Origin of the sequence: Kangiella spongicola (genome assembly GCF_003194565.2) — a bacterium.
Classification (GTDB): Bacteria; Pseudomonadota; Gammaproteobacteria; order Enterobacterales; family Kangiellaceae; genus Kangiella; species Kangiella spongicola.
This window is the reverse complement of record NZ_QICH01000002.1, coordinates 144121-158092: the sequence shown is the minus strand read 5'-3', so window position 1 is coordinate 158092 and position 13972 is coordinate 144121. Positions and strand designations below refer to the sequence as shown.

Annotated in this window: 9 protein-coding genes; 6 read left to right on the top strand and 3 right to left on the bottom strand. The window is 43.2% G+C overall.

What is annotated here, in order from left to right; translation table 11 throughout:
• Positions 1–10 precede the first annotated feature (10 nt).
• A complete protein-coding gene (locus DL796_RS06325) occupies positions 11–2011 on the top strand; it encodes an ATP-binding protein (RefSeq protein ID WP_110200873.1) in 2001 nt (666 codons plus the stop codon).
• Between the two features lie 34 nt (positions 2012–2045).
• Positions 2046–5048, top strand: a complete 3003-nt coding sequence (locus tag DL796_RS06320) for a sensor domain-containing phosphodiesterase (RefSeq protein ID WP_110200872.1) — start codon at positions 2046–2048, stop codon at positions 5046–5048.
• Here DL796_RS06320 and DL796_RS06315 read toward each other — a convergent pair.
• Genes DL796_RS06315 through DL796_RS06305 form a run of 3 tightly spaced genes read right to left on the bottom strand, consistent with a single transcriptional unit; the run spans position 5045 to position 7798 of the window.
• Entirely contained in the window at positions 5045–5701 is a 657-nt protein-coding gene (locus DL796_RS06315; RefSeq protein WP_110200871.1) for an HAD family hydrolase, read from the bottom strand. The genes DL796_RS06320 and DL796_RS06315 overlap by 4 nt on opposite strands.
• A 2-nt stretch (positions 5702–5703) precedes the next feature.
• Positions 5704–6432 carry a bifunctional 2-polyprenyl-6-hydroxyphenol methylase/3-demethylubiquinol 3-O-methyltransferase UbiG gene (ubiG, locus tag DL796_RS06310; protein WP_110200870.1) on the bottom strand — a complete coding sequence of 243 codons (729 nt, stop codon included), beginning with the start codon at positions 6430–6432 and terminating at the stop codon, positions 5704–5706.
• A gap of 10 nt (positions 6433–6442) precedes the next feature.
• The gene (locus DL796_RS06305; RefSeq protein ID WP_227593001.1) at positions 6443–7798 is read right to left on the bottom strand and encodes a TRZ/ATZ family hydrolase; all 1356 of its coding nucleotides are present in this window, start codon (positions 7796–7798) and stop codon (positions 6443–6445) included.
• A gap of 228 nt (positions 7799–8026) precedes the next feature.
• Here DL796_RS06305 and gyrA point away from each other — a divergent pair, with 228 nt between their 5' ends.
• From gyrA to cmk, 4 genes are all read left to right on the top strand, one after another.
• On the top strand, positions 8027–10636 hold the full coding sequence (gyrA, locus tag DL796_RS06300; protein WP_110200869.1) for a DNA gyrase subunit A: 2610 nt from the start codon (positions 8027–8029) through the stop codon (positions 10634–10636).
• Positions 10637–10681: 45 nt separating this feature from the next.
• The gene (gene serC / locus DL796_RS06295) at positions 10682–11767 is read left to right on the top strand and encodes a 3-phosphoserine/phosphohydroxythreonine transaminase (protein ID WP_110200868.1); all 1086 of its coding nucleotides are present in this window, start codon (positions 10682–10684) and stop codon (positions 11765–11767) included.
• Positions 11768–11990: 223 nt separating this feature from the next.
• Positions 11991–13091, top strand: coding sequence for a histidinol-phosphate transaminase (hisC, locus tag DL796_RS06290; protein WP_110200867.1), 1101 nt, complete (start codon positions 11991–11993; stop codon positions 13089–13091).
• A 63-nt stretch (positions 13092–13154) separates the two neighbouring features.
• A complete protein-coding gene (gene cmk / locus DL796_RS06285) occupies positions 13155–13874 on the top strand; it encodes a (d)CMP kinase (protein ID WP_110200866.1) in 720 nt (239 codons plus the stop codon).
• Positions 13875–13972 lie beyond the last annotated feature (98 nt).

Here is a 13972-nt window from a genome sequence, read left to right as displayed (position 1 = left end):
CTCGACAATTATGAAGTCCTTATCTCTCAAATGGCGAATTCTATTAATCAGCTGTGTTTTCTGGCTAATTCCGCTCGCCAGTTGGTTGATTGATAGTAAGTTTGAGAGTGACTTAGAGCGCGACAATTTTCAGCAAACGACTCAGCAAGCCAACAACCTGCGCAGTTTTTTTGAGCAGCTGATACAGCACGACAACAATTTCAGGCACAAACTCGATAGTGACAGCCTTAAGCCGAGCTTGAATGTTGCACTGCGCGAGACAGGGATTTTGATTGATGGTTATTCCGACGAGTGGTATCCCTATCATGGCTTCACTAAGAAAATTCAGAACTTTGGTCAACGAGCAGAGCTGAGTTTAGTCGAAGATCAACAACACTTTTATATCTTATTGTCAGTTGAAGATGACGATATCGTCTACCGCCAAAGTCTTGAGGTTACTGGGCAATCGGACAAAGTCGAGTTCCAACTGGATGGCTTTCGCCTACAGTTTGTGCCAATAGCGCCAGGCAAAGTCGCGGCTTTGCGACAAACCAGCACTGGGGTTCGAGAAATAAACTCTGTATATGCAGTTTGGCAAGAAACCACCAATGGTTATCAGTTAGAAGCTAGGTTGCCCCGTGATTTAGTGGGAAGTATGTTTAGCGCCGAAGTGCACGACGTCGATCAGACTGAGGCTGGCCCTAAATTACAAGGCCTGTATTCCTTCACAAACTTCGAGCAAGTGGCGCTTAGCAGCATGCTTAGCGTCGGTGCCTTATCAAGACTGAAGGCCGATGATTACCGCGTTATGGTAACCAATTTAAATGGTGACATTGTTTATGGCTATGGCCAGCCACACCAGGACATCAAAGGTCATTGGCGTAACCGTTTATGGCTTAATGATTTAAGCCCGATAGAAACCAAAAGCAGTAAGGTTAGTTTGTCTAGCGATGAGCTGGATAAAACATTAGCGGGGCAGGCTCAGGAGCAGCTGATTAATGAAGGGAGTTTGCTTGCTTATTCTCGTGTTTTAAAGCCTTTGTATGATGGTGATCAGGTTATTGGCGCCATGATCATTGAGTCCTCGGCTATCAATCAAAAGCTCTATTTGCGTGACTTCTGGTTGAGAATGTTGTTATTAATGCTGTTATTCTGGGTACTAATGGTCTGGTGGCTTTATCAATCAAGCAAAGATTACAGTCGTCGGATTGTGGAACTAAGGGATATTACTGAGGAAGCAGTGACCGAGCAGGGGCAGATTCGTCATGTGATTCAGCGTGAGGAGTCTTACGATGATGAAGTGGCTGACTTGACCAATACCTTCTCGCAATTGACCACGCGATTAAAACAGCATCATGATTACCAAGAAAAGCTGGTGGCGCGACTGAATCATGAGTTGCGGACGCCTATCGCCATTATTCGCAGCTCCTTAGATAATTTAAGCATCGATAATTTATCTGAGCTAGACGCGCAAATGCTACATACAGCGCAATCTGGCGCGAGTCGCATGAGTCAAACGTTAAGCAGACTTAGCGAGGCTACGCGACTGGAGCAGGCGATAAAGAGCGCCGAAAAAGACTCTTTTGATGTGGTTGAGATTGTAAAGGACTTAACTCATGCCTACGCTACAAACTGGCCTCAGCATCGATTTGAGTGTGAGACCAATCTTGATGAGGCTGTGTTAACTGGTTCGCGGGACTTGTTTGTGCAGATGGTCGATAAGCTGATTACCAATGCGGTTGATTTTGACGATAAGTCTGAGCCCATAAAGCTCATTATTAAAAGAGAAGATTCGCGATTAGTGTTTGAAGTCTCTAACCGAGGCGCTATGATTGAGAAGAAGTCTTTGAAATCAGTTTTTAGCTTAATGCACTCTAGCCGCAAGAACTCAGGGGGGCATCTTGGTTTAGGATTGTACTTGGCAAAACTGATAGCTAACTTTCATAACGGCCATATTATTGCCAAAAACCATACGGATAAGAGGGGAGTAAGTATTGTCATAAGTTGGAAAAATAAACATTTTACCCACTGAGATTTATGAACTAAGATGGTGAAAACGTTTTTTTATGGAAAAAGATATAGCCAATAAAAACCACCAAGAGCTGTTGTTTGAAGTCGCTCGGAAATTACTTGAGTGTGAAAGCTTACAGCAGGCAGCTGAAATATTAGTTAAAGTACTATATGCACATATAAAAAGCTTTGACTGTGCTTTTTTCCGTTTTGAGAAATCCCACAACCAACTACTTTGCATTTCCTATATCAATAACTCCACCAGCAAAGTCTTTAAATTAAAACCCATCGTCTTAGGCACTGGTGTCGTTGGTCGAGCTGCTGAAGAACAAAAAACATATATTATAGAAGACCGTACCCAGTGTAGCTTTTGGCTAGAACATATTGAAAACGCTTACTCTGAGCTCTCCGTTCCGGTGATTCATAAAGGGGGGTTGATAGGGGTTATAGATTTTGAAGATGAAAATGTAGGCTTTTTCACTGAACAACACCGGTCGGTTATTGAAGAGGTTGCACGGCTCATAGCTCCTCAACTGCACCAATTAATAGAAACCGAGCGTTTAGAAAGTCGAGTTGAGCAACTCAAATATCAGAACAAAGCTTTAAAAAATAACGAAAGTAGAAGTCGTACCATCCTAAATAATTTGCCAGACCCAGTATTTTTACTGGATAAGTCGTGCAAGATTCTTGATATTAACGATAGCGCTTCTTTGCTACTGGGCGCCTCTAAGAGTAGTTTGATTGGTAAGCGCATCCAAGAGTTTGAACAAACCACGAATGGCGACAGTACTTTACCCTTCTATAAAAAATCGAGTTTACAGTCGCCTACAGTGGAAAAGGTTAGTTATGTTCCGGTAGCTGGGCAAGCAAAAGAATTTGAGCTCGCTATCAGCCGCCAGTTTGACGATACTTTTATCACCACGGCAAGAGAGCTGCAAGCTCGTGAAGATAACTTCTTACAACTTAAAAGTAGCCAAGAATTCTTAAGGGAAGTTCTCAAAACAACCCCGGACATTGTGTATGCTTTTGATATTGAGCGAGAAGATTTTATTCTAGGTCGAGAGCGCTTATCTAGATTATTGGGCTATCCAGAAAACACTTTTTCAAACTGGCGAAGCTTTTTACCAATAGTTCACCCTGATGACCAGCATTTATTGAAAGAGCGAGTATTGAGAATTGTTAACTCTGCTAAAGGCGAGGTGATATTTTCAGAAGCTCGACTTAAGCACAAATCAGGTAAATATAGACATATTCAGAACTACGCTGTGGCTTTCAGAAGAGCTGACGACGGAACTCCGTCTTCTGAAATTGGAACCATTAGGGATGTTACAGAGCGTCGAGAGCTCAAGGCGGAAGTGAAGCGCAAAGAGCACTATTATCGTTCATTGGTAGAAAACGCCTTTGAGGGCATTGCGCTTTACGATGAATCGGGAGTATTAAAATTCGCGACTGCTAGCGCGCATAAACTGCTAGGTTATCGAGAAGATGAGGCTATCGGCTTAAAAGGTTCCGAATTTATCTTCCCTGAAGATAGAGTAATTGCGAAAAAGGCTTGGAAAAAACTGCTGTCAAAACCAGGCAATGTCGTAAGGATCCCTGAGTATCGAATTATCAAAAAGTCAGGGGGGCCAATTTGGGTTGAAAATACTTTAGTAAATTTGCTGCATGACGAAAATGTTAAAGGGGTGGTGAGTAATTTCCGAGATATTAGTCTTAAAAAGCACTCTGAAATGTCCCTACATAAGTTGTCTCACTTTGACGAACTGACTGAGTTACCTAATCGAAACTCATTATTTAAATATCTTGAACAGTCGCTAGAAGGCGAGATTGATAGTAATGACCAGCTGACTTTAGTCTATATTGATATAGCCAAGCTGCACCTCATAAATAGTGCTCATGGGAACTGGGTGGGCGATAAAGTTATCCAGCGAGTTGCAAACTCTCTCGAAAAATACAGTAAAGTCTTCAGTTTCATTGCTCGTGCTGGTGATGATGAGTTCGCGGGAGTGTTGCATAATGTTGATAATCAAAAAGTAACGAAACTCGTTGAAGATATATTATTAGCCTACAGCAATATAGTCACCATCGATGGAATAGACTTAAAAGTTACGCTTAGGGCAGGAATCGTATCTTCCCCGGAAGTGAGCAGCTCGGCTGAAGAGTTACTTAGAGCTGCTGAAAATACAGTCAAGCAACTGAAGAATTCTACAAAGAACTACGCTTTTCATGAAGAAAGTGTGACGGTTAATTCGAGAGAGCGTTATCAAATAGAGAAGGATATTATTCGAGCTATTGAGATAGAGCAGTTTAAGCTTGCTTATCAACCTGTACTTTCTCCCTACACTGGAAAAATTGAATATATGGAAAGCTTACTTCGCTGGGAGCATCCCGAAAGAGGCTATGTTCCGCCAGATGTTATTGTCGATATTGCTGAAGAAACAAACTTAATTCATGCCTTAACAAACTGGGTGTTAGAGTCTGCAATAAAGCAAGTGGCACAGTGGAAAAGGCAAGGACACTCATTAAAGGTTTCGATTAACGTTTCCCCTAAGGATTTATTAAGGGATGACTTTTTAAGCGTTTTAAAGTCATTGTTGGAGAAATACGATGTTACTTCAAACCATATAGGAGTTGAGGTTACTGAAACGGCGGCAATGATAGATCTCGATAAGTCGAAAAAGCTTCTTGAGCAACTGACCAATATTGGTGTGACTTGTGCGCTTGACGATTTTGGTACGGGTTATTCATCGATAAGTTTATTAGCTAGCTTACCTGTAGCCAAAGTTAAAATCGATAAGTCTTTCATCGCAACACTAGGCGAAGATGGCCCTCTTGATGGTGGTGTGGATAATAAAGTTATTGTTCAGAATATTTTGCGCTTGGCGAAGAGCTTTAAACTCTACTCAGTAGTTGAAGGAGTGGAGACTATGGAGCAAATCAAGTTACTCATGGAGTACGGTTGTGACTATGTGCAGGGATATTTGTATTCTAAGCCGCTCTTCCCCGAAGACCTTATAAAATATTTAAGTAACCACAAAGTTAGTCAGGTTTCTGATTAAAGTAACTTAAGTAACTCAAGCGGGGACTCTACAGCCATATCAGCTTCCCATTTTTGAGTGTTATCCTCTGGCGAAATATAGCCCCAGTTAGCCAGTACAGTTTTCATCCCAGCACCACGCCCAGCAGCAATATCGCGTTCAGCATCTCCAACATACACACACTGCGAAGGAGTTAATCCTGCTTCTTTACAAGCAGCAAATAGCGGTGCAGGGTTGGGCTTTCTCGGTTCTATGGTATCGCCGCTAATCACTGTCGAAGCTCGACTGTCGAGATTGAGTTGGCGCAATAGTGGTTGGGTCAGAAATTCCGGCTTGTTAGTCACAACCCCCCACTTTACGGAGCGTTGCTCAAGTTGTTGCAGAACATCTTCTAAGTCATCAAAAAGCCGTGTCTTTACGGCAATATTTTCAGAGTATATTTGTAAATATTGCTCCCTCATGCCCTGAAAGTTTTCATCGTCGGCTCTAATAGCAAAGCCAATTCTAAGCATTGCTAAGGCGCCGTGCGATACATAGGGGCGGATTTCTGAATAAGGAAGAGGGGGGAGATTGTGTAACTCACGCTGTATGTTTAGCGCCAGTGCCATATCCGGTGCGGTATCAAGCAAGGTGCCGTCTAAATCAAACAACACCCCGGTAATCGTCTGTTTCATGGTTAGTTACTAGGCTCGGTATGAACAATATAGTTCACATCGACATTATCACTCATCCAGTATTTCTTAGTTAATGGATTGTAGTGCATGCCTTCGATGCTTTTAAAAGTTAAACCATTGGGGCGGCTCCAAGCTTCAAGCTCAGAAGGGCGAATAAACTTTTTAAAATCGTGGGTGCCTTTTGGTAACATCTGAAGCAAATATTCAGCGCCCACAATTGCGAATAAAAAGCTTTTAGGATTACGGTTGATGGTAGAGAAGAAAACATCACCATCGTCTTTCACCAGTTTACGGCAGGCTTTAATGATCGAGTCAGGCTCCGGCACGTGCTCTAGCATTTCTAAACAGGTCACAACATCAAACTCGCCCGGGTGTTGCTCGGCGAAGTCTTCAGCGGTAGATTGCAAGTAATCAATCTCAACACCGGATTCTAGCTTGTGCAGTTTAGCCACTTGCAGTGGCATCTCGCCCATATCAATACCGGTGACAATGGCGCCTTCTTTGGCTAAAGCCTCTGATAAAATACCGCCACCACAGCCGACATCTAAAATTTTCTTACCATTTAAGTTGCCGACACGATCTCTGATGAACTTCAAGCGTAATGGGTTGATGTCATGCAGTGGCTTGAAGTCGCCTTCTTTATCCCACCAACGTGACGCCATTTGTTCGAACTTGTTGATTTCATGAGGATCAACGTTTGGCTGCTTTTGCTTGTCTTGTGCTTCGGACATTCGGTTTGCCTTATGAGTCTTGAATTTTGTTGCGCCAGTTCTTGGCCATGGCAATAAGTTTGCCCTGATCCATTTGGGTTAACTGGCCATCTTTAACTTGTAGTTTACCATTAACCCATACGTGTGATACTTGTTCGCGACCAGCAGTATATACGATTTGCGAAACAGGATCATAGAGTGGCTGCGCTTGGATGGTATCGAGGTTAATCGCCACCATGTCAGCAGCTTTACCCACTTCCAGCGAACCGCAGGTTTCTTCTAAGCCAAGTGCTTTGGCGCCACCCATAGTCGCGCTGTATAAGATATCGGCGGCGGAGCAGGCTTGTGCAGAGCCAGTATAAACTTTGCTTAGCAATGATGCGGTTTTCATTTCTGAGAACATATTTAGATCATTGTTACTGGCGTTACCGTCTGTGCCTAACGCGACATTAACGCCCGCGGTCATCAAATCTTGAACGGGGCTTATTCCGCTAGCGAGCTTCATGTTGGACTGCGGGCAATGAACCACAGAAACGCCATGACTGGCGATAGTTTCTATTTCATTGCGTTGCAACTGCGTCATGTGCACAGCGATTAAGTTTGGATTAACGAGGTCTAATTCCTGCAAGCGTTTCAAAGGGCGTTTGCCATACTGCGATAAGCTTTCTTTGATTTCGTGTGCCGTTTCATGAATATGCATATGAACCGGTATAGATAGTTCATTGCTCAAGGTCGAGACTTTTCGCAACGGCTCGTCAGAAACGGTGTAAGGCGCATGGGGCGCGAAAGCAAAGCTTAATAAATCGCTGTGTTTATAATCGTCGCGAAGGCTTAAACCTTTTTTAAGATATGCTTCCCAACCTGAACCCCAAACTGAAGGGAAGTCAAAGATAAGCATGCCAACCATGGCTCGCATACCAAGATCTTGGCTAACCTTGGCCGTCATGTTGGGTTGAAAATACATATCATTAAAGCAGGTGGTGCCTGACAGTAACATTTCCGCTATAGCTAGGGTTACGCCATCTTCGCAAAACTTATCATCCACCCATTTCTTCTCTGCCGGCCATATATGATTCTCAAGCCACATCATTAATGGCAAATCGTCTGATAAGCCTTTAAACAAACTCATAGCAGCGTGGGTGTGACAGTTTACAAAACCTGGCAGCAGAGCTTGGCCTGGAAGGGACAAGTGATTATCGGTTTGATAATCCTTGAGTAGCGAATCGGTCGGCGCAATGGCAACGATTTTTTGCTTGTTGATAGCGATGGAATGCTGCTTTAACGGCTTAGGCTGTGAGTGGCCATTATGGCTAATTGGGATAATCCACTCTGGACTAATGATCTGTTCAACTTGATTCAAGGTTGTTTGCTCCGCGGTCTGGCTCAAAGCGTTGCCACTTCAATAATCAATGAGTTATCAGAGGCCATTATACTCAACAAAAGCCTAATTCCTAAGCAATCAAAAATATATTGCTGAATCGTTCAAAAAACATACTGAGTTAATCATAAAAATTAGCGAAAAATAGAGGTCTGTGTTAGAATTCTCTGCTTAAATCGAAGCATAATGTCTTTGAGCTACTAACTATAACTATCAGAATTTAAAGGGTTTTTCAGAATGGGTGAACTTGCCAAAGAGATCCTGCCGGTCAACATTGAAGATGAGCTAAAAATGTCCTATCTGGATTACGCCATGAGCGTAATCGTTGGTCGTGCACTACCAGATGTTCGTGATGGACTTAAGCCTGTACACAGACGTGTCTTGTACGCCATGAATGTACTTGGTAATGATTTTAACAAGCCTTATAAAAAGTCGGCACGTGTTGTCGGTGATGTGATTGGTAAATACCACCCTCACGGCGATTCAGCGGTTTATGACACTATCGTGCGTATGGCTCAGCCGTTCTCTCTACGTTATATGTTAGTCGATGGTCAAGGTAACTTCGGTTCGATTGATGGCGACTCTGCGGCTGCTATGCGTTATACGGAAGTCCGTATGATGAAGTTGGCTCATCAGCTATTAGCCGATCTCGATAAAGAAACAGTCGATTTTGAGGATAACTACGATGGCTCCGAGTCTGAGCCAACGGTTTTGCCAACAAAAGTTCCTAACTTATTAGTTAACGGCTCTTCAGGTATCGCGGTTGGTATGGCGACCAATATTCCGCCGCATAACTTAAATGAAGTTATTGATGGCTGTTTGGCACTAATTGAAAATCCTGACATCACCATTAATGAGCTGATGGAATATGTGAAAGGCCCAGACTTCCCAACGGCAGCTATTATTAATGGTCGCGCAGGTATCGTTGATGCTTACCATACTGGACGCGGTAAGATTTATTTACGCGCACGCAGTCATGTCGAAACTGATCCTAAAAATGGTAAAGATTCGATTGTCGTGACGGAGCTACCATATCAGGTAAATAAAGCTCGTCTGATAGAAAAAATTGCTGATCTAGTTAAAGAAAAGAAGATTGAAGGCATCACAGGTCTACGCGATGAGTCTGATAAAGACGGTATGCGTATGGTGATTGAGCTGCGCAAAGGTGAAGTGCCAGAAGTGGTCTTAAATAACCTTTATGCCCAGTCGCAAATGCAGAATGTGTTCGGTATTAACATGGTGGCGCTGGATAATGGTCAGCCACGCTTGTTTAACCTAAAAGATGCGATTGATGCTTTTGTGACGCACCGCCGTGAAGTGGTGACACGTCGTACGATTTTCGACTTGCGCAAAGCGCGTGAAAAAGCTCACGTTTTAGAAGGTTTAGCCATTGCCTTGGCGAATATTGATGAAGTGATTGAACTTATCAAGCAGTCACCAACGCCGAAAGAAGCTAAAGAAGAGTTAATGACTCGTAACTGGGCGCCTGGTCAGGTTGCTGATATGTTAGCACGCGCTGGTACAGAAGCTTGTCGTCCGGAACATTTGCCAGCCGATTTCGGTTTCCATGACGGTTTCTATAAGCTGTCAGAAGAGCAAGCAAAAGCTATTCTTGAGTTACGCTTACATAAACTTACTGGTCTTGAACACGATAAAATTATTAGCGAATACAAAGACTTGCTGGGTCTTATCGAAGAGCTATTACATATCCTCATGAGTAAAGAGCGCTTGCTAGAAGTGATTTGTGAGGAGTTAGAAGAAGTTAAAGAAGCCTTTGGTGATGAGCGTCGCTCTGAAATTTTAGACAGCAAACTCGACTTGACCATTGCTGACTTAATCACTGAAGAAGATGTCGTGGTGACGCTTTCTCACGAAGGCTATGTGAAGTATCAGTCGCTGTCTGATTACAAGGCGCAGCGACGTGGTGGTCGTGGTAAGTCAGCCACTAAAATGAAGGATGAGGATTTTATCGATCGCCTTCTTGTTGCTTCGACTCACGACACAATTCTATGCTTCTCATCTCGTGGTAAAGTTTACTGGTTGAAAGTGTTTGAATTACCGAATGCCGGTCGCGGTTCGCGTGGTAAACCTATCGTAAACGTACTACCACTAGAAAAAGACGAAAAGATTAGTGCCATTCTACCGGTTCGTGAATACTCAGAAGATAAATATGTCTTTATGGCGACTGCAAACGGTACTGTTAAGAAGACTTCGCTTGAGCAATTCTCACGCCCACGAGCTAACGGTATTATCGCCCTGACTATCGCTGATGACGATGAATTGATTGGCGTGGCGGAAACCACTGGCGAAGATGAAATCATGTTGTTTAGTGATGCTGGTAAGGTAATTCGCTTCGGTGAAGATGCCGTTCGTGCTATGGGCCGTACGGCTCGCGGTGTTCGCGGTATGAAACTAGCTGATGGTGCTAAAGTCATTCAAATGTTAGTGGCAGAAGACAACTGCTCGATCTTGACGGCCACCGAAAATGGTTATGGTAAACGTACTGCTGTTGATGATCACCCACTGCGTGGACGTGGTGGACAAGGTGTGATCTCTATTCAGATGAGCGAAAGAAATGGCCAAGTTGTTTCTGCTGTTCCTGTTATTGATGGCGATGAAGTAATGCTGATCAGTAAAGGTGGTACATTAATCCGAACTGGTGTAGATGATATTCGTGTGATGGGGCGTAATACGCAAGGGGTTCGTTTAATTAGATTGGATGAAGGCGAAGATCTAGTGGGACTACAGCGTATCGTTGAGCTTGACGTTGAGGATGATGAAGAAGGCGAGTTTGCAGAAGAGCAAAGCCAGGTTTCTGAGTCAGACGAAAGCTCTACGGACGAATAAGCTTAAACTGATTAAATCAGCTAAAAGTTAATAACTGGAGAAAAAATGACTCGCGCATTTAACTTTAGTGCTGGGCCTGCCGCGATACCAACCGAAGTATTAGAGCGGGCTCAAAAAGAACTACTCAATTGGAATAATTACGGTTGCTCAGTAATGGAACTGGGCCACCGTACTCCAGACTTCCAAGGCATTCTAGATAATACAGAAGCAAGCCTTCGCAAGTTATTAAAGATCCCTGCGAATTATAAAGTGCTATTCATGCATGGTAGTGCATCGCACCAGTTTTCTATGGTACCGATGAACTTTCTTGCCCCTAATGAAACGGCCAACTATCTTGAAATGGATCATTGGTCAAAAATGTGTATTAAAGAAGCGAAACGCTTTAATGATATACATGTAGAGCAAGGTGTTAGAACTAACTCAGATGGTTTATTAGAGCTAGTTCCAGAGGATGAGTGGAAGCTTGACGAAAAAGGAAAGTATTTACATTTTACTTCAAATGAAACGATTGTAGGTATTCAGTTCCAGGACGATCCGAACCGTTTTGCAGGAAAGTTAGTTAGTGACATGTGCTCTGACATCCTTTCTCGACCAATCGATATTGAAAAATACGCTTTAATTTATGCCGGTGCCCAAAAAAATATTGGCCCATCAGGCATGACGGTGGTTATCGTGCGTGAAGACTTGTTCGATAGTTTTCAAACAGAGCGAGTGCCTGCCTTATTCCAATATCCTTACGTTTCTGATAAAGGCTCGATGCCTAACACTCCACCAAGCTTTGGTATTTACTTTGCAGGCTTGGTTTTTGAGTGGTTGTTGGAGCGAGGTGGCGTTGAAGAAATGCACCGTCAGAACCTCGAAAAAGCAAACTTATTGTATGACTTTGTCGATCAGTCTGATTTTTATCATTCGCCAGTGGCCAAAGGCTCCCGTTCTTTTATGAATGTCGCGATTCAGATGAAAGACAGAACTAAAGAAGAACGATTCCTCGCAGAAGCTCGTGAGCAGCATCTAATCGCACTAAAAGGCCATAAAACGTTTGGTGGCTTGCGCGCAAGTATTTATAACGCTATGACACTCGATGGTGTGAAGAAACTGATACATTTTATGGAACGTTTTGAGCGTGGATAGTTAGACCACAAAAAGCGCAGACAATGAGCATTGTTAAACAATTTACCTTAGGCCGCCTTGTGCGGCCTTTTTTATATTTCCAGATTAAATTTAGAATTCTTAGTATATAGGATGAAAGTTTGGTCGTTTTCTTGGATAATGTGGCGCAAATTTGTATAGCCGAGCACATCGTTAGATTTGGCGATTAAGGGGTAGGCTATAAAGGATAGTAACGGAGTTTCTTATGAGTTGTGATTTTATACAGTTAGCGAATTCTGGTGTTCAAGAACTACACCCATACCAACCAGGTAAACCAATCTCTGAGTTAGAAAGAGAGCTTGGCATTACCAATATTGTTAAGTTGGCAAGTAACGAGAACCCAATAGGCATTAGTTCAATGGCGCAGGCTGCTATGGAAAAAGAATTTTCCGAGTTAGCACGTTATCCTGATGCGAACGGTTACTATCTTAAGGCTAAAATCGCTGAACGTGTTGGCGTTGATATTAATCAAATCACGCTTGGCAATGGTTCAAACGACGTGCTTGAGCTGATTGCACGCGTCTTTGTGGCGCCGGAGCACGAAGTCATTTTCTCACAACACGCTTTTGTGGTTTATCCAATTGTAACCCAAGCTATTGGCGCTAAAAAGGTAGTGATTCCGGCTAAAGACTGGGGCCATGACCTAGAAGCTACAGCCGCAGCGATCACGCCAAATACACGCATGATCTTTATCGCGAACCCGAATAACCCAACAGGTACTTGGGTTAAGTCTGCAGAGCTTAAAGCGTTTATGGACAAGGTGCCTGAAGACGTTTTAGTCATCCTTGACGAGGCTTATTACGAGTATGTGGAAGATAAAGATTATCCACAAACGATCCCATGGATTAAAGAATACCCAAACCTGATTGTAACTCGTACCTTTTCTAAAGCTTATGGTTTAGCAGGCGTTCGTGCCGGTTACGCGGTCGCGAATGAAGAAATTACAGGGCTTATTAACCGTCCGCGTCAGCCGTTCAACATGAACTCACTAGCCTTAGCAGCGGCGGAAGCGGTGCTGGATGACCATGCATATTTACAAAAGGCACTAGACGTAAATAAAGCGGGTATGGAACAGTTAGAGGCTGTATTTAAAGAGCTTAACTACGACTATATTCCATCTGTGACTAACTTTATTACTGTCGATATGGGTAAACCTGCGGGCCCAATCTACCAACACATGTTAGAGCAAGGCGTTATTGTTCGCCCCGTGGCGAATTACGAAATGCCAAACCACTTGCGAGTCAGTATTGGTTTAGAAGAAGAAAACGCTAAGTTTATCCGTGTCTTACGTGAGATGAATAAATAAATAACTGTTTTGCGTTATTCAATATAAGTAACTTAAGTAATATAAGTAATTAAGAGAGCATCAATGAGCAACACTAATACAGACAGTGGTTCTAACGCAGAAACTTCACAAGAGAGTGCACCGGTTATCACGGTGGATGGACCGAGTGGTTCTGGTAAAGGTACCATTAGCCAAATCTTAGCGACTAAGCTGGGATATCATTTACTGGATAGTGGTGCTCTATATCGTCTGACTGCATTGTCGGTGCTAAAGAATGATATTGATACTAATGACATAGAAGCCGTTGCTAAAGCCGCCTTAGAGCTTGATGTGGTGTTTGAACCTCAGATTGATGGCGAACAAAAAGTGCTTCTAAATGGTCAGGATGTAGGGGTAGAGCTACGACTTGATGAAACCAGTGAGATGGCTTCTAAAGTGGCGGCTATTCCAGAAGTTCGTGATGCACTTTTAATTCGTCAGAAAAAATTTCGTCAGTCACCAGGTTTAGTCGCCGATGGACGCGACATGGGAACAGTGGTTTTTCCTGACGCGAAACATAAGGTGTTTTTAACTGCAAGCCCCGAAGTACGGGCAGAAAGACGACACAAACAGTTGATCGAAAAGGGCGTAGATGCTAATATTTCGCACCTTCTAAAAGGCATCATCGAAAGAGATGAGCGTGATCGCACTCGTACTGTGGCCCCATTGGTGCCAGCAGAGGGTGCATTTGTTGTTGATAGCTCAACTATTTCTATCGATGAAGTTGTTCAGCAAATCTTTGATTTTATAGGGTTTTCTGAATAGAAATTGGAAAAGTTAGTTCGCACGGATGATGAACTAATACAACTCATTGACCCATGGCAACGGGAAAGTCGCATGGTGATTTTAACTAAGTCTCTACT

Coding starts and splice junctions, on each gene's coding strand:
- DL796_RS06315 (WP_110200871.1), bottom strand. CDS start 5,701: ATGAAACAGACGATTACCGGGGTGTTGTTTGATTTAGACGGCACCTTG.
- DL796_RS06320 (WP_110200872.1), top strand. CDS start 2,046: ATGGAAAAAGATATAGCCAATAAAAACCACCAAGAGCTGTTGTTTGAA.
- cmk (WP_110200866.1), top strand. CDS start 13,155: ATGAGCAACACTAATACAGACAGTGGTTCTAACGCAGAAACTTCACAA.
- hisC (WP_110200867.1), top strand. CDS start 11,991: ATGAGTTGTGATTTTATACAGTTAGCGAATTCTGGTGTTCAAGAACTA.
- DL796_RS06325 (WP_110200873.1), top strand. CDS start 11: ATGAAGTCCTTATCTCTCAAATGGCGAATTCTATTAATCAGCTGTGTT.
- ubiG (WP_110200870.1), bottom strand. CDS start 6,432: ATGTCCGAAGCACAAGACAAGCAAAAGCAGCCAAACGTTGATCCTCAT.
- serC (WP_110200868.1), top strand. CDS start 10,682: ATGACTCGCGCATTTAACTTTAGTGCTGGGCCTGCCGCGATACCAACC.
- gyrA (WP_110200869.1), top strand. CDS start 8,027: ATGGGTGAACTTGCCAAAGAGATCCTGCCGGTCAACATTGAAGATGAG.